The following is a 25,648-nucleotide window of genomic DNA, read 5'->3' as shown; positions in this document are numbered from 1 at the left end:
AGAGATGCAATGACGTTTCCAGGTCTTGGGCTGGATTTTGATCTTGGTGATGATATCAACGCCTTGCGCGATGCCGTGCAGACTTTTGCGGCCAAGGAAATCACCCCCATCGCGGCAGATGTTGATCGTGACAATGCCTTTCCTGCGCCTCTCTGGCGCAAACTCGGCGATCTGGGCCTGCATGGCCTGACCGTCAGCGAGGACTTTGGCGGCACAAACCTGGGCTATCTGGCGCATATCATCGCCATGGAAGAGATATCGCGCGCTTCGGGTTCTATCGGTCTGTCATATGGCGCACATTCCAACCTGTGCGTGAACCAGATTAACCGCAACGGCACCGACGCCCAGAAGGAAAAGTATCTACCCAAGCTCATCTCTGGCGAGCATGTCGGCGCGCTTGCCATGAGCGAGCCTGGCGCGGGTTCAGACGTTGTCAGCATGAAGCTGCGCGCCGAAAAGAAAAGTGATCGCTTCGTCCTCAACGGCTCCAAAATGTGGATCACCAATGGCGGTGACGCTGATACGCTGGTGATTTACGCCCGCACGGATGCGCAAGCTGGCGCCAAGGGCATCACCGCCTTTATCGTCGAGAAAGGCTTTGCCGGATTTTCGGCCGGTGCGAAACTTGATAAGCTCGGCATGCGCGGCTCAAATACCTTCCCGCTCTATTTCGACAATTGCGAAGTGCCGGAAGAAAATGTGCTCGGAGGCGTCGGCAATGGCGTAAAAGTGCTGATGTCTGGCCTTGATTATGAGCGTGCGGTGCTTTCTGGCGGCCCGCTGGGCCTGATGGCGGCAAGCATGGATGCGATCATTCCCTTCATTCATGAGCGCAAGCAGTTCGGCCAGAGCATTGGCGAATTCCAGCTGATGCAGGGCAAGGTGGCTGATATCTACACCACCTGGCAGGCCACGCGCGCTTATGTTTATGCGCTCGGCAAGGCTTGCGATCGTGGTGACCATGCCCGCACTCTGCGTAAGGATGCAGCTGGCGCAATTCTTTATTCGGCTGAAAAAGCTACATGGATTGCGGGCGAAGCCATTCAGACACTGGGTGGCGTTGGTTACACAAAAGATTTCCCGGTTGAGCGTCTGTGGCGCGATGCCAAACTCTATGAGATTGGGGCAGGCACATCGGAAATTCGGCGCATGCTGATCGGACGGGAATTGTTTACCGAAACCGCCGATAGCTGATAGCGTTGCAGTCGCTAGAAATGCACTGGAGCGCGGCATGATCTGACGCGGCCGCTCTCTTTATTTACGCATCAATAAAACCAGAAAACAGTGCCCGCTTTCCGGTTTGATGCAGTATCAGCATTCACTTATTGTCTCTTCGTATCAATCACTTGAGCAGTACAAACGCTTTCAAGGGTGTTTCAATGGGATGTGCAGATGGCCATCATCGATAGCAAGATCAGCCCGCGTAGTGCGGATTTCCAGGCCAATGCGGATGCCATGCGTGCGCTCGCCGAAGATTTGCGTCAACGCCTTGATGAAGTATCACAGGGCGGAGGCGCTGCTGCACGTGATAAGCATGTTTCTCGGGGCAAGCTACTGCCACGCGAGCGGGTGGAGTTGCTGTTGGATCCGGGTACACCATTTCTCGAAATCGCGCCAATGGCCGCCTTCAATGTCTACAAGGAAAAAGATGGCAGCGATTCAGCACCTTCTGCAGGTGTGATCGCGGGTATCGGTCGGATTAATGGCACGGAGTGCGTCATCGTCTGTAATGATGCTACGGTCAAGGGTGGCACCTATTTCCCGTTGACAGTCAAGAAGCACCTGCGGGCGCAGGAGATTGCAGCGCAGAATAAGCTGCCATGCGTGTACCTGGTGGATTCTGGCGGCGCAAACCTGCCCAATCAGGATGAGGTTTTTCCAGATCGCGATCACTTTGGCCGCATTTTCTACAACCAAGCGAATATGAGCGCTGATGGCATCGCCCAGATCGCAGTCGTGATGGGATCGTGCACGGCGGGTGGCGCTTATGTGCCGGCGATGAGTGATGAGACAATCATTGTGAAAAACCAGGGCACGATCTTTCTGGCCGGCCCTCCGCTTGTGAAAGCCGCCACCGGTGAGGTCGTTAGCGCAGAAGCATTGGGTGGCGGTGACGTGCACACGCGTTTGTCAGGTGTTGCGGATCATCTGGCGAATGATGACACGCATGCGTTGGCGCTTGCGCGCAAAGCCGTTGCAAACCTCAATCGCCGCAAGGATATTCCGGTAACACCAATTGCTGCGCGGCCCCCCAAGTATGATCCTCAAGAAATCTATGGCGTCATCCCGACTGACACCCGCAAGCCGTTCGATGTCCGCGAGATCATCGCCCGTATCGTGGATGGCTCGGAGTTTGATGAATTCAAGGCCCGTTTCGGCCCCACCCTCGTGACAGGCTTTGCGCATATCGAAGGCATGCCTGTTGGGATTGTTGCCAACAACGGTATCCTGTTCTCGGAGAGTGCGGCCAAGGGGGCGCATTTCATTGAGCTTTGCTGTCAGCGCCGTATTCCGCTGGTGTTCTTGCAGAACATCACTGGCTTTATGGTTGGCCAGAAATACGAAAACGAAGGTATCGCTCGCCATGGCGCGAAAATGGTAACGGCCGTTGCCTGCGCGAATGTGCCGAAATTTACTGTGATCATCGGCGGCTCTTTTGGCGCGGGCAACTATGGCATGTGCGGACGTGCCTACTCGCCACGCTTCCTGTGGATGTGGCCGAATGCCCGCATTTCGGTAATGGGTGGCGAGCAGGCTGCAGCAGTTCTCGCCACAGTGCGGCGCGATGGCATCGAGGCCAAGGGCGGCACATGGAGCGCGGAAGAAGAGGCCGCATTCCGCGAACCTATTCGCCAGCAATATGAGGATCAGGGCCACCCCTATTACGCCACAGCCCGCTTGTGGGATGACGGTGTGATCGACCCTGCCGATACACGTCGTGTGTTGGCACTTGGCCTTTCCGCCAGCCTCAATGCTCCAATCCCAGAACCACGCTTCGGCGTGTTCCGCATGTGAGGCGTTGATGAGCAACAACCTTCTTATTGAACGCACCGGCGCCCGCGCCACCGTCACCCTCAACCGGCCAGATGTCCGCAACGCTTTCGATGACGCGCTGATTGGCGCCCTCACTGAAGCGTTTACTGCGTTGGGAGCGGACGAAGCCGTCCGTGTGATTGTGCTTGCAGCAAACGGCAAGGCATTTTGCGCCGGGGCGGATCTGACGTGGATGCGCCGCATGGCGGACTACACCCACGCTGAAAATCTGGCAGACGCAACAGCCCTCGCCACCATGCTGCGCACCATCCACGAATGCCCAAAGCCGGTGATTGCCCGCGTGCAAGGCGATGTCTTCGCAGGTGGCATGGGCCTCGTGGCGGCATGTGATATTGCTGCAAGCGTTGACACCGCCCGCTTTTGCTTGAGCGAAGTGAAGCTTGGGCTGATCCCGGCTACCATCGCCCCTTACGTAATCGCAGCAATGGGCGCACGTGCGGCACAGCGTTTCTTCCTGACAGCGGAAGTGTTTTCAGCACAGACAGCAGCCCAAATCGGTTTTGTGCATGAGCTTTCAACAGCGGATGAACTGGACGCACGCATCACGCATTTTACAAATGCGTTGCTATCGGCTTCTCCTGCAGCCTTGACAGCTGCCAAACATCTGCTGCGTGAGGTTGGCGGACGCCCCATCAGCGATGCACTCGTCGCAGACACGGCTGAACGCATTGCCGACATTCGCGCATCAGCTGAAGGCCGCGAAGGCGTGCAATCCTTTCTGAACAAACAAAAGCCCTCGTGGCTATAGCACCAGACCCGGAAACGGATCCCATTTCTGGGTAAACTTGATGCTGAAATTTAATACCAGAACAATAAGCGGGCGGGGAACTTTATGTCTCGGACGACCTTGAACAAAATCCTGATTGCCAACCGTGGCGAGATTGCCTGCCGCATTGCCGCGACTGCGCGCCGCATGTCGATCCGCACGGTCGCGGTGCATTCGGATGTCGATGCCCGCGCCAAGTTCGTTGCATCATGCGATGAGGCGGTTTCGCTGGGCGGCGCAGCACCGCGCGACAGCTACCTGCGATGGGAGCGCATCATTGAGGCAGCTAAGGCAACGGGGGCGGAAGCAATCCACCCCGGTTATGGTTTCTTGAGCGAGAATGCCGAATTCGCCGAAGCATGCGCCAATGCAGGCCTGATCTTCATCGGGCCGCCAGCATCAGCCATCAACGCAATGGGCCTCAAGGCGGAATCAAAACGCCTGATGGAACAGGCCGGTGTGCCGCTGGTGCCAGGGTATCATGGTGCAGATCAAAATCCTGACCTGTTGCAAAAAGAGGCAGACCGCATCGGATACCCGGTGATGATCAAGGCAAGCGCGGGTGGTGGCGGCAAGGGCATGCGCATTGTTGAGCGGAAAGAAGACTTCGCAAAACAACTGCTTTCCTGCCAGCGTGAGGCTGACAACAGCTTTGGCAAAAGTGACGTGCTGATCGAGCGTTATGTGCAGCGCCCACGTCATATCGAAATTCAGATTTTTGGCGACAGCCTTGGTAATTACGTATGGCTTTTTGAGCGTGATTGCTCGGTGCAGCGTCGCCATCAAAAGGTGCTGGAGGAGGCGCCGGCCCCCGGTCTCAGTGCGGAGCGCCGCAAGGCCATGGGCGAGGCCGCCATCGCTGCCGCACGTGCAGTGGGTTATGTGGGGGCTGGCACGGTTGAATTCATCGCAGAACCAACAAGCGATGGCGACCTCAACTTCTACTTTATGGAGATGAATACCCGTCTGCAGGTAGAGCATCCGGTAACCGAAGCCATTACCGGCCTTGATCTGGTGGAATGGCAATTGCGCGTGGCTGCTGGCGAGCGCTTACCGCTGCATCAGGACCAGCTGACGATCAACGGCCATGCGATTGAAGCGCGTATCTGCGCCGAAAATCCCGATAATGACTTCCTGCCCGCAGCTGGCCATCTCGATGTTTATCGTCTTCCAGGTCATACCGCGTTTGCGATCAACACGCATGGTGTCCGCATCGACTCCGGTGTGCGTGAAGGTGATAACATTTCGACATTCTACGATCCGATGATCGCCAAGCTGATCGTGCACGGGGAAACCCGTGAAGAAGCACTTGCACGGCTTGATACAGCATTGGCGCATACACACCTCGTGGGTGTTGCCACCAACGTTGCCTTTTTACGACGTGTTGCGGCAAGCCATTCGTTTGTGAACGCCGATCTCGATACCGCACTTATTGAGCGAGAACGCACGGCGCTTTTCGGCATTGAAACTCTGCCCTTTGCTGTTACGGCAGCGGCCGTTGTTACGCATATCGTGCGGGCGGAACGCACTCTGGGCAACACCGATCCATGGTCGCATCGCGACAGCTGGCGCATCGGTGGCCCGGCGCGGCGCGTCTTGCAGTTTGGGCATGGTGAAAGCCTTGAAACGGTTGCTTTCACACAGCTTGATCGGCAAACAATCCGCCTGGAAATCGGCGGCAATAGCCATCAACTCATTCTGGATGATGTGCGGGACATCAGCCTCGATGGTAATCGCCTGCACCTCACCACATATCGCACCGGCGAGATGTTTTCGGTGTTCGCTAACACCGGCAGTGCGCAGGTGCATCTCATTGATCGGCTGGCGCATGCTGGTGAAACTGAAGCCGAAGCTGGCCGCCTCACAGCACCGATGCCCGGCAAGGTTATTGGCATGCTGGTTAAAGCCGGTGATGTTGTGGTCAAGGGACAACCGCTTGCAGTAATGGAAGCCATGAAAATGGAGCACACCATCAAGGCCCCCATCGATGGTACGGTTTCGGAAGTGCTTTATGCCGTCGGAGATCAACTCACAGAGGGTGTAGAGCTGCTACGCGTTGAAGCACCCCAAAAGGCGGAATAAAACGATGAGCCAATTGCCCGAAAAAGTACGCATCGTTGAAGTCGGCCCGCGCGATGGCCTGCAAAACGAGAAGACTTTTGTGCCCACAGCCGTCAAGGTTGCGCTGATTGACCAGCTCCAGGCAACGGGTATCCGGCACATCGAAACAACCAGTTTCGTCAGCCCGAAATGGGTACCGCAGATGGCCGATAACGCTGCCGTCATGGCGGGTATCACGCGCCGCAAGGATGTGATCTATTCCGTGCTCGTGCCCAATACAAAAGGCTATGAAGCCGCCATCCCAACCACACCAACCGAAATCGAAGTGTTCGGCTCGGCCAGTGAGGCCTTCAGCCAGAAGAACATCAACTGCTCCATTGCCGAAAGCATTGAGCGCTTCATTCCGGTTGTGCAGGCGGCGCGAGAGGCTGGCATTTATGTGCGCGGGGCGATCTCATGCAGCCTGGGGTGCCCTTATGAAGGCGATATTGCGCCCGAAAAGGTGGCCTATGTTTCCCGGCTGATGAAGCATATAGGTGTGCAGCATGTTGGCATTGCCGATACTATCGGCGTTGGCACACCTCGCAAGGCGCAGGCAGCGCTTGAAGCAGCATTATCTGTTTATGACATCGCCGATGTATCTGGGCATTTCCATGATACTTACGGGCAAGCGCTGGCCAATATTTATGCGGTGCTGCAGCTGGGTGTCAGCCAGTTCGATGCATCTGTCGCAGGGCTTGGCGGCTGCCCCTACGCAAAGGGCGCCACCGGCAATGTGGCCACTGAAGATGTCGTGTACATGCTCCATGGCCTTGGCATCGAAACCGGAATTGATCTCGATGCATTGATCGATGCTGGCGCATTCATCTCGCAGCATATTGGCCGCCCCAATGGTTCGCGCGTGGCAAACGCCATTCTTGCTAAACGGGCGGGCTGATGCGTTTCACTTGATGAGCTTGAGCACGGCCCGGAAAGCCGGATGATCGGCTGTGCCAAGCCATTCGAACAGCACCATCTCTGTCGTTACAATCTCAACACCATGCGCTGCCAACCGCTGCAATGCAATCGCCTTGCTATCAGCACGGCGCGCGCCAATCGCATCCACAACCACCACTGGTTTAAAGCCTTCACGTAACAGCCCTAATGCCGTTTGCAGCACGCAAACATGCGCCTCCCAACCAGCAATCATGATTTCGGGACGCTCTTGCGGCAACGTGCGCAACAAATCTGGCTCACGCGCTGCATCGAAGCTCATTTTAGGGATTGCGATATCAGGGAAACTGGCCAGAATTGGCGCGATATGGCCCAAGCCATGCGGATTTTGCTCTGTCGCAATGATGGGCACATTTAAAAGCTTCGCGGCCTTCGCCAAACGCTCAGCCTGCACCAGCGTTTCCTCCGCCTGATCAATAACAGGTGCCAACTTATCCTGGAAATCGACCAGCAATAACGTTGAATGGCGTGCCTCTAGCATAGTTCCCTCGCTGCTTTCGCCTGATACTTAACCCATTTCAATCAAATTAACAGGGTTTGCCTTCAGGTTCGGACTTGAGCAAATCTGCATGCTGAATAATACTGCATCTGGACGGGATTGGGGAAAATAAAACAAGGACATGCGATAAATGCATTTCTCGCCAGTCATTCTGATAGCAAAGCAGTAATGGCTTTTCTAACAGCCGAATATCTCTCTAAAATCGCGCCGTGGGCCTCGGAACTGACGGCAGCAGAGCGCGAGCGCGCAGCGCGTGGGACCATCGAAAAAAGCTTTTCAAAAGGCGATTACATCTGCCATCAGGGCGATCGCATGAATTACTGGTGCGGCGTGGCAAGTGGTATCATCAAGGTTGGCACCATTTCGACAGCGGGCAAGGCTGTAACCTTCACCGGCGTACCAACCAGCGGTTGGGTGGGTGAAGGCAGCATTCTGAAGGATGAAATCCGTCAATATGACATCGTGGCTGTACGCGACTCACGTGTCGCCTTAATGCAAAAAACCACATTCGATTGGCTATTTGAAAATTCCGTCGGCTTTAACCGCTTTCTGGTGCGTCAGCTCAACGAAAGATTAGGGCAATTCATTGCTACTGTTGGATATGACCGCATGTTCGATGCCCGCGCACGGGTTGCACGTGCACTAGGCTGGCTGTTCAATCCCGTGCTCTATCCGGGCGTTGGCACCTATCTCGACATCAGCCAGGAGGATCTAGGCCTTATCTGCGGATTATCCAGACAAGCCGCCAACAAGGGTTTGAAAGAGCTTGAAGAAGAGGGCTTTCTCACCATGGAGCGCAACGGCATCCGCGTGATAAATCTAGACGGGCTAACAAGTTACGGAGAGGAATAAAGAGCATCATCGTACTTCGTTGCCAGCTTCCAGCTTTTTCCGGAAATCATGGGCATCATAGAAGGAAAACCCTGCATTATCGGCAGGCGGCAAATGTGTGATTGATTTTTCAATCGTCAGAAACTCTCCGCCTATACAGGCAAAGGCTTCTAAATTGTCAGAATGCTCCAGTGCCGTCAGGCCAGACTCAACAGCCTCATAAGTGGTCTTGTCGAGTGGCGCCCTGCCCTTTGGGTCAAAAGCTTTCTCAAGCGCGGTCATAAACTGGGATTTAAAGGCATCATTGCCGGTGATTGACTGTGCCCTGGATTTAAAATCCTCAACAACCAGGGATTTAAGCTCTTTGTTCTGCTCGCCGCGAAACAACCAGGAATCAATCCAGCTGAAAAGCCCGACTTTCTTTTCCGCAACTGCCTCTTTATTGACATTCCCCTCATCACGGGAAACAGACAAGACATTGGAATTGTTTGATATCTTGATACCCATACGCATCCTCAAAAGAAGCACTAGTAAAAAGACTACTCCAACTTTACTATGAAAACGTCGCACGTGTCTGTCAAGCGCGTGGTTGCGTAAAATGCGATATCGCGCAATTTTAAAAATACAAGATAGAGGCACCGGATCATTGTATCACGGTGCCCCGAGGGAACGTCATCAGGTCTTTCAAGGCCTTACGGGAGGGTTTACGTCATGCCGACGAACGACTCCGCACATCTGGATACCTTTCCCAAGCTTCTGGCGTACAACGCTGCCATACGCGCGGAGAGGCCAGCTATCCGCCATAAAGACTACGGCATCTGGCAAACCTGGAGCTGGGCTGAGAGCTTTGAAATAGTCCGTGCTTACGCTGCGGGATTGTCGGCCATTGGCGTCAGGCGCGGTGATGCGGTGGCAATTGTTGGTGCTAACCGGCCGAAGCTTTATTGGACCGTGATGGCGGCGCAGGTGCTTGGCGCAGTACCTGTGCCAGTCTATGCTGATGCAGTGGCAGATGAGATCGCCTACATTCTCGAGAATGCCGACGTGAAATTTGCTGCCGTGCAGAATCAGGAGCAGGTTGATAAGCTGCTGTCCGTATCTGATAAACTGCCGCAGTTATTGCATCTTTTCTATGACGAACCGCGCGGCCTGCGGGATTATGATCACGCAAAACTGCATGCCATCGACGAGATCATTGCCACCGGCCGCAACCTACTTGAAAACCATGCGATCCGCGCACAGATCGATGCCAGCATCGCACAGGGCAGCGGCACTGATACCTCAATTATCCTCTACACTTCGGGCACGACGGGGCGCTCCAAAGGCGTGGTGCTGACCGCAAAAGGCTGCATTGATGCAGCAACAGACACTGTGGCGTTCGACAAGCTGACCGACCAGGATGAAGTGCTGGCCTATCTGCCGATTGCGTGGGTGGGCGATCATTATCTCAACTACGCGCAGGGGCTTGTCGCCGGCTTCTGCATGGCCTGTCCGGAAGCATCTGAAACAGCCGAACAGGACCTGCGCGAGATCGGCCCCACCTTCTACTTTGCACCACCACGGGTATTTGAAGCACTGCTCACACGCGTCATGATCCGTATGGAAGATGCTGGCACATTGAAGCGAAAGCTATTCCACTACTTCATTGGTGTAGCCAAAAAATACGGCGAGAAACTGCTGAATGGTGAGCCTGTGCCATTGGGCGGGCGGTTACTTTACGGCTTGGGGCAGCTGCTGATTTATGAGCCTTTGAAGAATGTTCTAGGTTTCTCACGCATCAGGGTAGCCTATACTGCGGGTGAAGCGATTGGACCGGATCTGTTTTCTTTCTATCGATCACTGGGGCTGAATCTGAAGCAGCTTTATGGCCAGACAGAAGCTTTCCTCTACGTTACAGCACAACCCGATGGCCATATCCGCGCCGATACCGTTGGGCCACCAACGCCTAATGTAGAAATCCGCATTGCCGAGAATGGCGAAGTGCAATTCCGCTCTCCGGGGCAATTCATTGCCTACTACAAGGACCCCGAAAAAACTGCTGAAACACTCACCCCTGATGGGTTTGTAAAAACGGGCGATGCAGGGTTTTTCGAGGCAGATGGCCACCTGAAAATCATCGACCGGGCAAAAGATGTCGGCAGACTGGCCAGCGGTGCGCTGTTTCCGCCCAAGTACATCGAGAACAAGCTGAAATTCTTCCATAACATCAAGGAAGTAGTGGCATTTGGCGACAATCGCGATTTCGTTACGTGTTTTCTCAATATTGATCTGACAGCTGTCGGCAACTGGGCGGAGCGCAACAACGTCTCCTATGCCTCGTATCAGGAACTCGCGGGGCATCCGCAAGTGTATGACATGCTGCAGAGAAACGTTGAGGAAGTTAACCGCGCACTGGCACGCGAACCCTTGATGGCAGGTGCGCAAGTGCATCGTTTCCTGATCCTGCATAAGGAACTCGATGCTGATGACGGTGAACTCACACGCACTCAAAAAGTGCGCCGCAGCTTCATCGCCGAGCGCTACCAGCCGCTGATCGAAGCCCTCTATAGTGGCAAGGATGAAGAAGACATCACCACAGAAGTGACCTTTGAAGATGGCCGTAAAGGCGCGATCTCTGCCCGCGTCAAAATCCGCAACATAGCGGTGATCCCGATCCAGCAGCAGGCAGCAACCAAGGCAGCCTGAATGGCAACCCATACAGGGGGCGAAAAATGAGAACGCCAGATTTAACGGGAGCGCCACACATGGGCAGAGGCGGCGGCACAGGCGGCGGAACTGGAAGCGGAAGCACAGGCGAGGTTCTGCTCAATGTTGAAAACGTCTCGCTGCGCTTTGGCGGCGTAAAGGCCATTACGGATGTATCGTTCGATATCCGCAAAGGCGAAATCCGCGCCATTATTGGCCCCAATGGTGCCGGTAAAACCTCCATGCTCAATGTCATCAATGGCTTCTACAACCCGCAGGAAGGGCGCATTTCCTTCAAAGGCAAAACCCGTTCACGGATGCGTCCAAGTGTGGCAGCAAACCAGGGCATTGCACGCACATTTCAGAACGTGGCGCTGTTCAAGGGCATGTCTACACTCGATAACATCATGACCGGTCGTACGCTGAAAATGCACCGTGGCTTCTTCTGGCAAATGCTGCGCCACGGCCCCGCAATGCGTGAGGAGATCGAGCATCGGAAGTTCGTAGAGGAAATCATTGATTTTCTTGAAATCGAAGCCATCCGCAAAACCCCTGTGGGGCGCCTGCCTTATGGCCTGCAAAAGCGCGTAGAGCTGGGCCGCGCCCTCGCGATGGAGCCCGATTTGCTGCTGCTCGACGAACCGATGGCCGGCATGAACCTTGAAGAAAAAGAGGACATGTGCCGCTTCATCATCGACGTGAACAATCAATTCGGCACCACCATCGCCCTGATCGAGCACGATATTGGCGTGGTGATGGACCTCTCCGACCGCGTGGTGGTGCTGGAATACGGCCGCAAGATCGCTGACGGTATACCTGATGAAGTGAAGAACGACAGCCGCGTTATCGATGCCTATCTCGGCGTGGCGCATTGAGGAGGATGCCATGGACATTCTGTATAGCATCTTCGTCGAACCATTCGCGCAAATGGTATCAGCGCCTGATCTATTGGTGCAAACGCTATGGGAAGGCCTTGTCTCTGGCGTGCTTTATGCGCTGATTGCACTGGGTTTCGTGCTGATCTTCAAGGCATCTGGCGTGTTTAACTTTGCTCAGGGCATTATGGTGGTGTTCGCGGCGCTCACGCTGGTTGGACTGTTCGAGATCGGCGTGCCTGCCCTGCTCGCCCTCGTGCTCACGATAGGCATCATGTATCTGCTGGCAGTTGGCGTGGAGCGGGTGATGCTGCGCCCGCTTGTGAACCAGCCGGATATCATCCTGTTCATGGCCACCTTCGGCCTCACTTATTTCCTCATCGGCTTTGGCGAACTGATCTTCGGCGGCAATCCGAAATCCATGATCACGGAAGAGCTCTTTCTGCCTTCAGGTTCTGTTGAGTTCGAGATGCTGGATGGCTTTGTCTCCTTGCAGAAAATCGATATCGCAGCAGCGCTTATTGCTTCGATCATGGTGGCAGGGCTTGCTGTATTCTTTCAGAAAACCCGTATCGGCCGCGCTCTTCGGGCGGTGGCGGACAGTCACAAGGCTGCACTGTCAGTGGGCATTTCACTCAACCAAATCTGGGTGATCGTATGGTTCACGGCAGGCGTTGTTGCGCTGACCACCGGCATTATGTGGGGCGCACGGTCTGATGTTTCCTTCGCGCTGCAGATTGTTGGGCTGAAGGCGTTGCCCGTGCTCATCCTCGGCGGCTTCACGTCGGTACCCGGGGCGATTGTGGGTGGCCTGATCATCGGCATTGGCGAGAAGCTTGGCGAATTCTACTGGGGGCCGCTGGTGGGTGGCGGCATCGAGAGCTGGCTGGCGTATTTCATTGCGCTTGTCTTCCTGCTGTTCCGGCCACAAGGCCTGTTCGGCGACAAGATCATCGAACGCATCTAAGGGAGCGCCATCATGTTTTATCGTGAGGCTGGCCAGTTCAAAACCACCTACGCCGACGATATGGCGATCTTCCCGATCCGGCAGGACAAGATCGGCCTTGCCATCATCCTCGTCATTGCCTTCATCGCCATACCCTTTTTCGGCGGCAGCTTTTTCCTCAATGCGGTGATGATACCGTTTCTGGTATTTGCGCTGGCGACAATCGGGCTCAATCTGCTCACTGGCTACACGGGGCTTCTATCGCTGGGCAATGCAGGCTTCATGGGGGTGGGCGCCTTCGCCTGCTACAAGCTGACCACCGTGTTCCCAGAAGTAAATGTCATCATCTGGATACTGGCCTCCGGGCTTTTCTCAGCCCTTGTCGGCGTATTTTTCGGGCTACCGAGTTTGCGCATCAAGGGATTTTATCTAGCCGTAACCACGCTGGCAGCGCAGTTCTTTCTGCAATGGTGCTTCGTGCGCATTCCATGGCTCACCAACTACAATATTTCAGGTGCCATCGAAGTACCAACACGCACGCTGTTCGACATCCCCATCACCGGCCCTAATGCCGCACCCGAAGTGCGCTATCTGGTGGTGCTGTCCATCGTGACATTGCTGACCGTGGTGGCATCAAACCTCGTGCATGGACGCATAGGACGGATGTGGATGGCTGTCCGCGATATGGATATCGCCGCCGAACTGATGGGCATCCGGCTTTTACCCACCAAGCTGCTCGCCTTTGCCGTGTCATCTTTTTACGCGGGTGTTGCGGGATCGCTCATGGTGTTCCTCTACCTTGGATCGGCAGAACCGGATGCCTTCAGCATCAACATGTCGTTCCTGGTTCTGTTCATGGTGATTATTGGCGGGTTAGGCAGTCTTGTAGGCTCGTTCATGGGCGCGGCGTTCATCTACATACTGCCAATTGTGATCCGTTATCTGCCGGAAAGCGTTGGCATCTCGGTGGGGGCCGCCACGGTTGAGCACCTCAATTACATGATCATTGGCGCGCTGATCATTGTGTTTCTGATCGTTGAGCCGCACGGCCTTGCGCGCCTGTGGCAAACCTTGAAGCAGAAATTACGGACATGGCCGTTCCCCTACTAATGGGAGCGCGATGAAAAGGCGCCGGAAAGGCGCCTGCAACTGGGGAGAGAGAAATGCTCAAGAAATACCAAGCGATAGCTTTGTCGGTTGCGATGGCGGCATCCACTGCCTTCGCTATTCAACCCGCAAGCGCCCAGGATGAAATCTACGTGCCCCTGTTCACCTACCGCACAGGTGCATTTTCCGGCTCGGGCATTCCCATTGCCAACGGCATGAATGATTACCTACAGATGCTTAATGAACGCGATGGCGGCATCGGCGGCGTGAAAATACGCGTTGAGGAATGCGAAACCGGCTATGACGCCAAAAAGGGTGTTGAATGTTATGAAGCCGTGAAGGGCAAAAAGCCCGTCATCGTCAACCCATGGTCCACGGGCACAACCTTGTCATTGATCCCAAAGGCGGGCGTTGACAAGGTGCCGGTTCTCTCAATGGCCTACGGTCTTTCCGCTTCTGCAGATGGAGAAACCTTCCCGTGGATCTTCAATCCGCCAGATACATACTGGGATGGAATGTCGATGATCCTGAGCCACATCGGAACGCAAGAAGGTGGTCTTGAGAAGCTCAAGGGCAAGCGCATCGGCTACATCTACCTTGATGCCGGCTTCGGCAAGGAACCCATCCCGCTGCTTGAAGAGCTCTCGAAGGAAATCGGCTTTGATCTGAAGCTGTACCCGGTTCCCGCTGACAGCATGCAGAACCAATCCTCGCAATGGCTGAGCATTCGCCGTGACAAACCTGATTACGTGGTATTGTTTGGCTGGGGTGCACTGAACCCGACAGCGGTGAAGGAAGCGATCAAGATCAACTATCCCATGGATAAGTTCCTCTCGATCTGGTGGCCCGGCGAGGACGATGTGCGCTCGGCAGGTCCTGCCGCCAAGGGCTTCAAGATCTTGAACTGGCATGGTGTTGGCGCTGACTATCCCGCGCTTCAGGACATCAAGAAGCACCTCGTTGAGACCGGCAAAAGCAAGACCGATGCCGCCAAGATTGGGGATGTGCTCTACAATCGCGGCGTCTACAATTCACTGCTGATTGCAGAAGCCATCGCCAACGCGCAGAAAATCACTGGCAAGAAAGTGGTAACCGGTGAAGACGTGCGGCGCGGGCTTGAATCTATCAACATCACGCCAGAGCGCCTGAAAGAGCTTGGCCTTGAGGGTTTTGCTGAACCACTCAAGCTCACCTGTACCGATCACAACGGCCACAAGGCAGCCTTCCTACAGGAATGGGATGGTGAAAAATGGGTGCGCACCACCGATCTGATCGAGCCACTCCATGACCGCGTTTCACCGCTGCTGAAAGCAGCCGCGCAAGAATACGCCACCAAAAACACTGGCTGGCCCAAGCGTACAGAAACATGTGACGCACCCGCATAACGCGTGGCACAGAGATAGCGGGATCGCGATGATAAATATCGCGATCCCCCATCCACCAATCAGCTTCCTCCTCTTTGGGAGCAAACGGAGGGATCGTGAATGAGCCAGTTAACAGCCACCGCACCAACAGCCACAACGCAAAGCGCGACTGAAACCATCCTGTCGGTAAACAATATCGAGGTGATTTATGACCACGTCATCCTTGTGCTCAAGGGCGTGTCGCTGACAGTGCCGCGTGGAGGCATTGTGGCGGTGCTGGGTGCAAATGGTGCGGGCAAAACCACTACCCTCAAAGCCATTTCCAACCTGCTTCATGCAGAGCGCGGCGAAGTGACCAAGGGGTCGATCCAGTTCAAGGGCGAGCGCGTGGATCAGCTGTCGCCGAATGAGCTGGTGCGGCGCGGCTGCATACAAGTGATGGAAGGGCGTTATTGCTTTGGCCATTTATCCATTGAGGAAAACCTGCTGACAGGCGCCTTCACCCGCCGCGATGGCAAGGCAGCCATCAAGCGCGATATGGAGAAGGTTTACGAGTACTTTCCTCGTCTGGCCCAACGCAAGAACTCCATGGCTGGCTACACCTCTGGCGGCGAGCAGCAGATGTGTGCGATTGGCCGGGCGATGATGTCCAAACCTTCCATGATCCTGCTCGATGAGCCTTCGATGGGCCTTGCACCACAAGTGGTTGAGGAAATTTTTGAGATTGTACGCGATCTCAACACCAAAGAGGGCGTGTCATTTCTCCTCGCCGAGCAAAACACCAACATTGCCCTTCGTTACGCCACCTATGGCTACATCATGGAAACCGGCCGCATCGTGATGGACGGTGAAGCCAAAGCGCTGCGCGAAAACGAAGACGTCAAGGAATTCTATCTTGGCGTGGGCGGCGAGAACCGCAAATCCTTCCGCGACGTAAAAAGCTACAAACGCCGCAAAAGATGGCTCTCCTGAGAAACCGCACCAGCTATCTCACCAGAGCGCAGCGCACTATCAAACAATTTCTATCCATACGCCCCAGCGCCCTGAATTTCGTTTTAGATGGGAACCGGAGTTTTCTCCATGGCCGCTTTCAATCACCACCTCGAAACACGCGATCCTGCAGAACGCGAAGCTGATCTCTTCACAAGCCTCGCAAGCGTTATCGATGCCGCGCGTGAACAACCCGGATGGGCCGGCCGGCTGGAAGGGGTCGACTCCGCCGCGATCATCGATAGAGCAACCCTCGCAACTTTACCCGTGTTGCGGAAGTCTGACCTGCCCGCGCTGCATGCGGCTAGCCTTCCCTTTGGGGGGCTACTGGCCCCACCTTCCCCCATATACAGCCGCCTGTTCGCATCACCCGGCCCCATTTTCGAGCCCGAAGTCGCTGGTCGGGATGCATGGCGGTCCGCCCGCGCGCTTTATGCTGCCGGCTTTCGTGAGGGCGAGATTGTGCTCAACACATTCTCATACCACCTCACCCCCGGTGGATTTATCTTTGACTCTGGTGCCAATGCTCTTGGGTGCCCGGTCATTCCGGCGGGACCGGGCAACACCGAAACACAGCTACAGATCATCGAGGCCTATCGGCCGGCAGGCTACACCGGCACACCAGACTTTCTCAAAATCCTGCTCGACGCCGCCCAGGAGAAAGGCGCCGATATTTCCTCAATCAAAAAAGCGGTTGTATCTGGCGCGGCCTTTCCACCTTCGCTACAAAAAGAACTCGCTCAGCGGGGCGTCGATGGTTTTCAGGCTTACGCAACAGCTGAGTGCGGCGTGGTAGCCTATGAATCCAGCGCACGCGAAGGGTTGATCATCAATGAAGGCCTGATCATCGAAATCGTTCGGCCAGGCACCGGCGATCCTGTGCCTGAGGGCGAAGTCGGTGAAGTGCTCGTTACCGCACTGGACCCACTGCACCCCATCATCAGGCTGGCACTGGGCGACCTATCCGCCATCCTGCCGGGAATAAGTCCCTGTGGGCGCACCAATCAGCGCATCAAGGGCTGGATGGGTCGTGCCGATCAGACGACCAAAGTCAAAGGCATGTTCATTCGTCCAGAACAGCTGGCCGAAATTGCGAAGGTACACCCTGATATCCGCAAACTGCGACTCGTCGTCACCCGGGCGAACGAAACCGACGCCATGACGCTGAAAGCCGAAACGCCCATTACTGATCCGTCTGAGGCTGAAGCGCTTGTTGGCGCTCTCGCAACCACCCTGCACAACGTGACAAAGGTGAAAGGCACCATCGAACTGCTCGCCCCCGACACCCTGCCAAATGATGGCAAAGTTATCGCGGACGAGCGCAGCTACACCTAACCTCAAAGATCGCGCGCAATAACGATGCGCTGCACGTCGCTGGTGCCTTCATAAATCTGGCAGACGCGCACGTCGCGATAAATACGCTCAACCGGAAAATCGGCCAGATAGCCGTAGCCGCCGTGGATCTGAATGGCGTCCGAACACACCTGCTCCGCAACCTCAGAGGCAAAGAGCTTGGCCATGCTTGCCTGTTTCAGGCACGGCTGACCGGCCTCCTTCAGCGCCGCCGCAGATAGCACGAGCTGACGTGCAGCCTCAAGCCGGGTTGCCATATCCGCAAGCCGGAAAGCAACCGCCTGATGCTCGATGATAGGCTTGCCAAACGCCACACGATCCCGCGCATAATCACGCGCTGCCTCATAAGCCGCCCGCGCCATACCAACGGATTGCGCCGCAATACCAATGCGCCCGCCTTCCAGATTGGAAAGGGCAATGGCGTAACCCTGGCCCTCCTTGCCAAGCAACAGGCTCTCATGAATGCGCATGTCGTTGAAAGCCAGCTGGCAGGTATCAGAAAGATGCTGCCCGAGCTTCAACTCCACCCGCACAACCTCATAACCGGGCGTGTCGGTGGGGACGATGAAGGCACTGATACCCTTCTTGCCTGCATCAGGATCGGTAACAGCAAAGACGATGATCGTCTTGCCGTTTTTGCCCGAGGTGATGAACTGCTTGGAGCCGTTGATCACATAATGGTCGCCATCTTTACGTGCCCGGGTGCGCAGCGCGCTTGCATCTGATCCCGCCTGCGGCTCGGTAAGCGCAAAGCCGCCGATTGCCTCACCAGAAGCAAGAGAGGGCAGGAAGCGCTGTTTCTGCTCTTCGGTGCCGTATTTATAAATCGGCATGCAGCCCACAGAGCTGTGCACGCTCATAATCGTTGAGATTGGCCCGCATCCGGCAGCAATCTCTTCCACCGCAAGCGCATAAGCGACTTGTCCCGTATCTGATCCGCCATATTCCTCTGGCAGCAGCATGCCCAGAAAGCCAAGCTCGCCAAGTTCACGGATCGCATCATGCGGAAATTCGTGTTTACGATCCCATTCCTCGGCAAAAGGCTTGAGCCGCTCCTGCGCGAAATCGCGCGCGGCTTCCTGAATGGCGAGTTGATCATCAGACAAGATCATTATTGCCTCCCGTTAAATAGCGTGACCAGCAGAGCGCTAACAGATGTGTTGAGCTACCCGTTAGAGGTGGGCCGAAACTGGTGCCTATCGAAAACTGAAGGCTGAGCAGTCCAGTTACAGGCCACCAGGGCGGGCAGATCAATTCATCCGTTCAATAGCAACCGCTGTTGCCTCACCACCACCAATGCACAGCGATGCGACACCGCGCATGAGGCCGTGTGTCTTGAGGGCAGCGAGCAGCGTCACCATCACCCGCGCGCCAGACGCGCCAATTGGATGACCGAGTGCGCAAGCGCCACCGTGAATGTTCACCTTGTCATGCGGCAAACCAAGATCATGCATCGCTGCCATGGTGACGACCGCAAAAGCCTCATTGATCTCATAAAGATCAACATCATCCTTCGACCAGCCCACACGCTGCATCAGTTTATTCATCGCACCAATCGGCGCTGTCGGAAACAGGTTTGGTGCATGCGCATGGGTGCTGTGCCCACGGATAGCTGCAAGCGGTGTCAGACCGCGCTTTTCCGCTTCCGAAAGACGCATCAGGACCAGCGCAGCCGCACCATCGGAAATAGAGCTGGCGTTCGCCGCCGTCACCGTGCCACCTTCGCGGAAGGCCGGACGTAGTGTCGGGATCTTGTCGAGCTTGGCCTTGGGCGGCTGCTCATCTGCACTGATCACCTGCTCAACCTTGCCAGCCTTAACCGCTACTGGCACGATTTCATCGCGAAACAAGCCATCTGACATAGCCTTCTGCGCACGCGTCAGCGAGGTAATAGCGAATGCATCCTGCGCCTCGCGTGTAAACTGATATTCCTGCGCGCAATCCTCCGCGAAGGTACCCATCAGGCGGCCTTTATCATAGGCATCTTCCAGGCCATCAAGGAACATATGATCGAGCACCCGCCCATGCCCCATGCGATAGCCGGAGCGTGCACGGTCGAGCAGGTAAGGTGCATTGCTCATGCTCTCCATACCACCTGCAACCACGACAGAAGCGCTGCCAGCCAGAATGAGATCATGCGCAAGCATCGCAGCTTTCATGCCAGAACCGCACATCTTGTTGATGGTGGTTGCCCCGGTAGCAAGCGGCAACCCGCCCCCCAGTGCTGCCTGGCGCGCAGGCGCCTGCCCCTGCCCTGCCGGCAAAACGCAGCCGAAAACAACTTCCTCAACCATCTCCGGCTGAACGCCCGCGCGTGACACAGCCGCACGAATGGCTTCAGCACCGAGTTGGGCAGCACTCACATCTTTAAAATCGCCCTGAAAACCGCCCATGGGCGTACGCGCATAGCCTGCGATCACGATTGGATCATGCGTCGTCATAGTAGCTCCTCCCAGATTTATTTTTATAACGATATAGCCCCCTCAAACCAGCCCCCAAGGATGTGTTGAGCTTCGCGCCAGGGTGAGCCGAAACTGGTAACCTTCGAGAACCGGCGCGCAGTGGACTTAATGTCCATGAGCACCGGAAGCGGAGAAGGTTGCCAGTTGCAGGCCACCATGGCGCGTAGATCGACACATCCTCAGCGAGGTGCCATGCGGAGGGCACCATCGAGGCGTATTACTTCGCCGTTCAGGAAGCGGTTTTCGATGATGTGCTGCACAAGGCTGGCGAACTCATCGGGCTTGCCCAGACGTGGCGGAAACGGCACCGTGTTGCCAAGTGACGTGCGCACTTCTTCCGGCATTGCAGCCATCATTGGTGTTTCAAATACACCGGGCGCAATTGTCACGACGCGTATACCAAAGCGGGCAAGTTCACGCGCCACCGGCAACGTGAGGCTTGCGACGCCGCCTTTTGATGCCGCATAAGCTGCCTGTCCTATCTGCCCATCATACGCCGCAATGGAAGCCGTGTTAATGATAACACCACGCTCGCCCTCGTCATCCGGCTCATTTTTCGAAATGGCATCTGCCGCCAAACGAAGCATGTTAAATGTCCCAATCAGATTGATCGAGATCGTGCGGGCAAAGCTCTCCAGCGCATGCGGCCCCTGCCTTCCAACAACACGCTCACTCGGCGCAACACCGGCACAGTTCACAAGACCATCAAGACGACCAAATTGATCCACTGCCAGCTGCACAGCGGCCTGTGCCTGAGCGGCATCGGTAACATCCGTCAAGGCGAAGCGCGCATTTTCGCCCAGCTCTTTGGCGCGGGCCTCACCGGTTTCACGACCGATGTCCACCAGCACCACCCTGCCCTCTTGCGCAACGAAATGGCGCGCAACCGCTGCGCCCAAGCCAGATGCGCCACCGGTGATCAGAAAAACCCGATCCCTGATCTGCATATCGTTTCCCCTGATGATTTTATTTATGAATTAGCTTTAGGCCGTGTTGTCGTAAAAGATGAGCCCTCAAGTGGTATCGCGCATCAAACCTGCATTCAATGGGCTTTGTTTCGCTCTTGATGCAATAGAAGTTTCGACAACAGGATTTCAAGCTCTACCGCATGATAATCTTAAGACAGAGCGGGTAAAAAGAGGTTTCTCGCGCGCCGAGCCTCTTCAGCAATGAAATCTGAAGTAACCCGAATGCGCGCCAGATCACGCATATCGCTATGCACCAGCAACCAGAAGCTGCGCAGCAATCGCACCTCGTTCAGCAAGCGCATAAGGCGGGGATCATCAGCCACAAGAAAGCACGGCAGCACGCATAAACCTGCTCCCGCCGCAGCCGCACGATATTGCGCAATCAGGTTTGAGCTCTTGATGCGCGGTGTAATATCGCGCGAAATCGAAGAGAGATAATCCAGTTCTGGCGTAAAGATCATATCATCGATGTAGCTGATAAAGGGCTTTCCGGCACAGTCATCCAGTGTCGCAACATCCTGCCATAACGCAGGCGTATCGCGAGCGGCGTAGATGCCAAGCTCATATTCCGTCAGCAGGCGCGCATGCAGCCTTCCATGTGACGGACGCGCCAATGTAATCGCAATATCGGCCTCGCGCTGTGACAGGCTGAAGTTGCGCGGGGTTGCAACAATCTGGATATCCAACCCCGGATGCGCAACCGATAACCGCCCGATCACCGTCGCTAAAAAGGCTGTGCCAAACCCCTCCGGCGCACCGATACGCACAACACCCGAGACGGTGGAACGACTATCCGCCATATCCGATTGCAAAGCGATAACAGAGCTTTCAATGCTCTCAGCATGCTTGAGCAGATGCTCTCCCTGCGTAGTGAGCGCATAACCTGCCATGGTTCGCTCAAACAGCGTGGCATCAAGCGTCGCCTCCAGCGTTGCCAGCCGGCGACTTAGCGTTGAATGGTCAATCCCCAGGCGCCTGGCGGCAAGTGTCAAGCGTCCCGCGCGTGCGATAGCCAGAAAAGATTGCAGAAGATCCCAGTTGAATGGCTGGACCATAAAGGTATCCTTCGCGCAAAAATTCCCACGCCAGAGCGTTGGTATGCGAATCTATGCACAACGATACGCGAATTTTACCGGTATCACAGCGCATATTTCCATGCCAAACAAAGAAGGTGGAAAATTCCTGCCAGCGGGCCATGCGCCAAGATGATATATCAAGGCAATGCCACACGGCACCTATAATAATCGCACCCTCTCGCAGGCGTGCATGATTGAGGGAGTGACACAGTATGAATGACATCGGACATTTCATCGGCGGCCGGCGCGTAGCAGGACGTAGCGGACGCTTTGCGGACGTTTACAATCCTTCTACCGGTGAAGTACAGGCGCGCGTGGCGCTTGCTACCCGGGAGGAAATGCGCGAAGCCGTAGAGAATGCACGGGAAGCACAGATTGGCTGGGCTGCCACAAATCCGCAAAAACGCGCTCGCGTGCTGATGAAGTTTCTTGAGCTGGTGCATAAGGAATACGATTCCCTTGCCGAACTTCTCGCCAGCGAACACGGCAAGACTGTGCCAGACGCCAAGGGCGATATTCAGCGCGGACTTGAAGTTGTCGAGTTTGCCATCGGCATTCCGCATCTGTTGAAGGGTGAGTTCACGGATTCAGCTGGCACCGGCATCGATGTTTACTCTCTTCGTCAGCCGCTTGGTGTCGTTGCGGGCATCACTCCTTTTAACTTCCCGGCCATGATTCCACTGTGGAAGGCTGCACCTGCGCTTGCATGCGGCAATGCTTTCATTCTGAAGCCTTCCGAGCGCGACCCTTCCGTGCCGATGCGTATCGCTGAACTGTTCCTGGAGGCCGGCCTGCCCGCTGGCGTGCTCAATGTCGTCAATGGCGATAAGGAAGCTGTCGATGCCATTCTGGATGATCGTGACATCAAGGCTGTTGGCTTTGTTGGCTCGTCACCGATTGCGCAATACATTTACTCCCGCGCGGCAGAAACCGGCAAACGCGCCCAATGTTTTGGCGGCGCAAAGAACCATGCCATCATCATGCCTGATGCCAACCTTGATCAGACTGTCGACGCCTTGATTGGCGCAGGCTATGGCTCGGCCGGTGAGCGCTGCATGGCGATTTCTGTTGCTGTACCAGTGGGTAAGGAAACGGCAGACCGGCTCATCGAAAAGCTTGTGCCGCGCGTTGAAAAACTGCGCATCGGTCCATCTACAGATGCTGGTGCCGATTACGGCCCACTGGTTACGAAACAGGCGAAAGAGCGTGTCGAGAGTTATATCGATAGCGGCGTACAGGAAGGCGCTTCGCTCCTCGTGGACGGGCGCGGCTTCAAGCTGCAGGGCTATGAGAATGGCTTTTATGTTGGCGGCACTCTGTTCGACAATGTGAAACCGGAAATGAAGATCTACAAGGAAGAGATCTTCGGCCCCGTGCTCTCGGTTGTGCGTGCGAACAACTACGAAGAGGCATTGGCATTGCCATCCGACCATGAATACGGCAACGGCGTTGCCATCTTCACGCGTGATGGTGATGCTGCACGTGATTTCGCGGCCCGTGTGAATGTGGGCATGGTGGGCATCAATGTGCCAATTCCAGTGCCGATCGCATACCATACGTTTGGCGGCTGGAAGGCATCAGGCTTTGGTGATCTCAACCAGCATGGCCCAGATTCAATCCGTTTCTATACGAAGACCAAAACCGTCACCTCACGCTGGCCATCGGGTGTGAAGGACGGCGCAGAATTCGTTATTCCAACAATGCGTTGATAAAAAACTGCCATAATAAACACGTCAAGGATGGGTTGAGATTGCATCAGGGATGAGCCGAAATAGGTGCCTTTCGAAAACCTGACCAACGTAAAATGTACGTGAGGCCAGGAAGTACAGAAAGGTACCAGTTGCAGGCCACCCTGATGCGAAGATCAATACATCCCAGGGGAGAGCGCAAAATGAAGAGTGCTATCGGGTTTATTGGTCTTGGAAATATGGGTGGGCCAATGGCGGCCAACTTGATTAAAGCGGGCCATAAGGTTACCGGCTTTGATCTTGCTCCAGCCTCACTTGAGGCGGCAAAAGCCAGTGGCGTCACCATTGCTGCTTCGGCCATCGATGCGGTAGCAAACGCGGATATTGTTCTTACCATGCTGCCTAATGGCAAGCTCGTGCTCGACGTGTGGGAGGAGATTGCCCCTCACGTCAAAACCGGTGCATTTGTGATCGATAGCTCGACAATTGATGTCGACAGCGCCCGCAAGGCTCATGCAATCTTTGCTGGCACAGACAAAATCACTCTCGACGCGCCTGTTTCCGGCGGCACAATGGGTGCGGAAGCTGCAACGCTCACATTCATGGTTGGCGGTCCGGCAGCAGCGTTTGCGCACGTGGAAAGTTTCCTGCAAGCCATGGGCAAGCGCATTGTCCATTGTGGCGATGCGGGTGCGGGTCAGGCCGCCAAGATCTGCAATAACATGATCCTCGGTATCTCGATGATCGGGGTGGCGGAAGCGTTTGTGCTTGGCGAAAAGCTCGGTCTTTCGCATGAATCGCTATATAATGTCGCTTCCACTTCATCAGGCCAATGCTGGGCGTTGACAACCAACTGCCCAGTGCCTGGGCCAGTGGCAAACTCCCCAGCTAACCGCGACTATAAACCCGGCTTTATGACGTCCCTGATGCTGAAGGACATGAAGCTCTCTCAAGCAGCGGCATTGTCATCCGGGGCATCCACCCCCCTGGGGGCTGAAGCAACGCAGTTATTTGACCTTTTTGAGAAATTAGGCCATGGCAACGAGGACTTTTCCGCCATCATCCGCTTTCTGCGGGGTGACCACTTAGGGAAATAGACCTCATGACCTATGAAACCATTCTCATCGAAGTGCACGGCAATGGTGAACGCGGGCGCGTTGGCCTGATCACACTGAATCGCCCCCAGGCTCTCAATGCCATCAACACGCAATTGACGCAGGAAGTGCTTGCAGCAGCTGAAGCTTTCGCTGCCGATCCAGCGATTGGCTGCATTGTCATCACCGGCTCGGAAAAAGCTTTCGCAGCCGGCGCTGATATCAAGGAGATGCAGCAGAAACAATACGTTGATATGTATGTATCGGACTGGTTCAGCGCATGGGATCGTTTGCCTGCAGTGCGCAAGCCGATCATTGCAGCAGTGGCTGGTTTTGCGTTGGGTGGTGGTTGCGAGTTGGCCATGATGGCAGATTTCATCATTGCCGCTGATACAGCCAAATTTGGACAACCCGAGATCAAGCTGGGTGTGATGCCCGGTATGGGCGGCAGCCAGCGCCTGACAAAACTCGTTGGCCGCGCAAAAGCGATGGATATGTGCCTTACAGGCCGCATGATGGATGCTACTGAAGCTGAACGCGCCGGCCTTGTGGCACGTGTAGTACCTGCGGCTGATCTGCTGAAGGAAGCACTGAAAGCTGCGGAGACAATCGCTGCCTATTCACTGCCGGTTGTCATGATGAACAAGGAAGCCGTGAATCGCGCAACTGAAACGACACTGGCTGAGGGGCTGCGCTTTGAACGGCGTGTATTCCAGTCCATGTTCGCGCTTGAAGATCAGAAGGAAGGCATGGCAGCCTTCGTCGAAAAGCGCCCGGCAGCCTTCCGCGATCGGTAAATGCCACTCCATGGCGGGCCGCGCATGCATGCACGGTCT

22 protein-coding genes are annotated in these 25,648 nt (G+C 55.5%); 16 read left to right on the top strand and 6 right to left on the bottom strand.

Going from position 1 to position 25,648, the window contains the following annotated elements:
* The first annotated feature begins 9 nt into the window (after positions 1 to 9).
* From VRZ32_RS05845 to VRZ32_RS05825, 5 genes are all read left to right on the top strand, one after another.
* The gene (locus tag VRZ32_RS05845; protein ID WP_414524743.1) at positions 10 to 1,194 is read left to right on the top strand and encodes an isovaleryl-CoA dehydrogenase; all 1,185 of its coding nucleotides are present in this window, start codon (positions 10 to 12) and stop codon (positions 1,192 to 1,194) included.
* Positions 1,195 to 1,392: 198 nt separating this feature from the next.
* Entirely contained in the window at positions 1,393 to 3,015 is a 1,623-nt protein-coding gene (locus VRZ32_RS05840; protein ID WP_414524742.1) for a carboxyl transferase domain-containing protein, read from the top strand.
* 7 nt (positions 3,016 to 3,022) lie between these two features.
* Complete coding sequence (locus VRZ32_RS05835) at positions 3,023 to 3,802, top strand: enoyl-CoA hydratase/isomerase family protein (protein WP_414524741.1); 780 nt, start codon at positions 3,023 to 3,025, stop codon at positions 3,800 to 3,802.
* A gap of 84 nt (positions 3,803 to 3,886) precedes the next feature.
* Positions 3,887 to 5,902 (top strand): biotin carboxylase N-terminal domain-containing protein, encoded by a 2,016-nt coding sequence (locus tag VRZ32_RS05830; protein ID WP_414524740.1) that lies wholly within the window; start codon positions 3,887 to 3,889, stop codon positions 5,900 to 5,902.
* 4 nt (positions 5,903 to 5,906) lie between these two features.
* A complete protein-coding gene (locus VRZ32_RS05825; RefSeq protein WP_414524739.1) occupies positions 5,907 to 6,818 on the top strand; it encodes a hydroxymethylglutaryl-CoA lyase in 912 nt (303 codons plus the stop codon).
* A 6-nt stretch (positions 6,819 to 6,824) separates the two neighbouring features.
* Here VRZ32_RS05825 and VRZ32_RS05820 read toward each other — a convergent pair whose 3' ends face one another.
* Positions 6,825 to 7,355, bottom strand: coding sequence for an isochorismatase family protein (locus VRZ32_RS05820; protein ID WP_414524738.1), 531 nt, complete (start codon positions 7,353 to 7,355; stop codon positions 6,825 to 6,827).
* A gap of 186 nt (positions 7,356 to 7,541) precedes the next feature.
* Here VRZ32_RS05820 and VRZ32_RS05815 point away from each other — a divergent pair, with 186 nt between their 5' ends.
* Positions 7,542 to 8,225 carry a Crp/Fnr family transcriptional regulator gene (locus VRZ32_RS05815; RefSeq protein WP_414524737.1) on the top strand — a complete coding sequence of 228 codons (684 nt, stop codon included), beginning with the start codon at positions 7,542 to 7,544 and terminating at the stop codon, positions 8,223 to 8,225.
* Between the two features lie 6 nt (positions 8,226 to 8,231).
* On the opposite strand, the gene VRZ32_RS05810 is transcribed toward VRZ32_RS05815, so the two are convergent.
* On the bottom strand, positions 8,232 to 8,774 hold the full coding sequence (locus VRZ32_RS05810; protein WP_414524736.1) for a hypothetical protein: 543 nt from the start codon (positions 8,772 to 8,774) through the stop codon (positions 8,232 to 8,234).
* Between the two features lie 141 nt (positions 8,775 to 8,915).
* Here VRZ32_RS05810 and VRZ32_RS05805 point away from each other — a divergent pair, with 141 nt between their 5' ends.
* The 7 genes from VRZ32_RS05805 to VRZ32_RS05775 all read left to right on the top strand — a co-directional run bounded on the left by VRZ32_RS05805 (position 8,916) and on the right by VRZ32_RS05775 (position 17,506).
* Positions 8,916 to 10,889, top strand: coding sequence for an AMP-dependent synthetase/ligase (locus VRZ32_RS05805; RefSeq protein WP_414524735.1), 1,974 nt, complete (start codon positions 8,916 to 8,918; stop codon positions 10,887 to 10,889).
* 59 nt (positions 10,890 to 10,948) lie between these two features.
* On the top strand, positions 10,949 to 11,764 hold the full coding sequence (locus VRZ32_RS05800; RefSeq protein WP_414525054.1) for an ABC transporter ATP-binding protein: 816 nt from the start codon (positions 10,949 to 10,951) through the stop codon (positions 11,762 to 11,764).
* A gap of 10 nt (positions 11,765 to 11,774) precedes the next feature.
* Positions 11,775 to 12,731, top strand: coding sequence for a branched-chain amino acid ABC transporter permease (locus tag VRZ32_RS05795; RefSeq protein ID WP_414524734.1), 957 nt, complete (start codon positions 11,775 to 11,777; stop codon positions 12,729 to 12,731).
* Positions 12,732 to 12,743: 12 nt separating this feature from the next.
* On the top strand, positions 12,744 to 13,820 hold the full coding sequence (locus VRZ32_RS05790; RefSeq protein WP_414524733.1) for a branched-chain amino acid ABC transporter permease: 1,077 nt from the start codon (positions 12,744 to 12,746) through the stop codon (positions 13,818 to 13,820).
* Positions 13,821 to 13,873: 53 nt separating this feature from the next.
* Positions 13,874 to 15,202, top strand: coding sequence for an ABC transporter substrate-binding protein (locus VRZ32_RS05785; RefSeq protein ID WP_414524732.1), 1,329 nt, complete (start codon positions 13,874 to 13,876; stop codon positions 15,200 to 15,202).
* Positions 15,203 to 15,301: 99 nt separating this feature from the next.
* Positions 15,302 to 16,153: an ABC transporter ATP-binding protein gene (locus tag VRZ32_RS05780; protein ID WP_414524731.1), complete on the top strand. Its 852-nt coding sequence runs from the start codon at positions 15,302 to 15,304 to the stop codon at positions 16,151 to 16,153.
* 108 nt (positions 16,154 to 16,261) lie between these two features.
* Positions 16,262 to 17,506, top strand: a complete 1,245-nt coding sequence (locus VRZ32_RS05775; protein WP_414524730.1) for a phenylacetate--CoA ligase family protein — start codon at positions 16,262 to 16,264, stop codon at positions 17,504 to 17,506.
* 2 nt (positions 17,507 to 17,508) lie between these two features.
* Here VRZ32_RS05775 and VRZ32_RS05770 read toward each other — a convergent pair whose 3' ends face one another.
* The 4 genes from VRZ32_RS05770 to VRZ32_RS05755 all read right to left on the bottom strand — a co-directional run bounded on the left by VRZ32_RS05770 (position 17,509) and on the right by VRZ32_RS05755 (position 22,009).
* Complete coding sequence (locus VRZ32_RS05770) at positions 17,509 to 18,636, bottom strand: acyl-CoA dehydrogenase family protein (protein WP_414524729.1); 1,128 nt, start codon at positions 18,634 to 18,636, stop codon at positions 17,509 to 17,511.
* 138 nt (positions 18,637 to 18,774) lie between these two features.
* The gene (locus VRZ32_RS05765) at positions 18,775 to 19,965 is read right to left on the bottom strand and encodes an acetyl-CoA C-acyltransferase (RefSeq protein ID WP_414524728.1); all 1,191 of its coding nucleotides are present in this window, start codon (positions 19,963 to 19,965) and stop codon (positions 18,775 to 18,777) included.
* 200 nt (positions 19,966 to 20,165) lie between these two features.
* A complete protein-coding gene (locus VRZ32_RS05760; protein WP_414524727.1) occupies positions 20,166 to 20,933 on the bottom strand; it encodes a 3-hydroxyacyl-CoA dehydrogenase in 768 nt (255 codons plus the stop codon).
* A 170-nt stretch (positions 20,934 to 21,103) separates the two neighbouring features.
* On the bottom strand, positions 21,104 to 22,009 hold the full coding sequence (locus tag VRZ32_RS05755; RefSeq protein WP_414524726.1) for a LysR family transcriptional regulator: 906 nt from the start codon (positions 22,007 to 22,009) through the stop codon (positions 21,104 to 21,106).
* Between the two features lie 233 nt (positions 22,010 to 22,242).
* On the opposite strand from VRZ32_RS05755, the gene VRZ32_RS05750 reads away from it, so the two are divergent.
* The 3 genes from VRZ32_RS05750 to VRZ32_RS05740 all read left to right on the top strand — a co-directional run bounded on the left by VRZ32_RS05750 (position 22,243) and on the right by VRZ32_RS05740 (position 25,609).
* Positions 22,243 to 23,739 carry a CoA-acylating methylmalonate-semialdehyde dehydrogenase gene (locus tag VRZ32_RS05750; protein WP_414524725.1) on the top strand — a complete coding sequence of 499 codons (1,497 nt, stop codon included), beginning with the start codon at positions 22,243 to 22,245 and terminating at the stop codon, positions 23,737 to 23,739.
* A gap of 182 nt (positions 23,740 to 23,921) precedes the next feature.
* Positions 23,922 to 24,815 carry a 3-hydroxyisobutyrate dehydrogenase gene (gene mmsB / locus VRZ32_RS05745; protein ID WP_414524724.1) on the top strand — a complete coding sequence of 298 codons (894 nt, stop codon included), beginning with the start codon at positions 23,922 to 23,924 and terminating at the stop codon, positions 24,813 to 24,815.
* A gap of 5 nt (positions 24,816 to 24,820) precedes the next feature.
* A complete protein-coding gene (locus VRZ32_RS05740) occupies positions 24,821 to 25,609 on the top strand; it encodes an enoyl-CoA hydratase (protein ID WP_414524723.1) in 789 nt (262 codons plus the stop codon).
* Positions 25,610 to 25,648: the final 39 nt, after the last annotated feature.

The organism is Pseudochelatococcus sp. G4_1912 (genome assembly GCF_047501465.1).
In the GTDB taxonomy this organism is placed as follows: domain Bacteria; phylum Pseudomonadota; class Alphaproteobacteria; order Rhizobiales; family Beijerinckiaceae; genus Pseudochelatococcus.
Note: the sequence above shows the minus strand (reverse complement) of the source record. Positions and strands in the feature narration are given on the sequence as shown.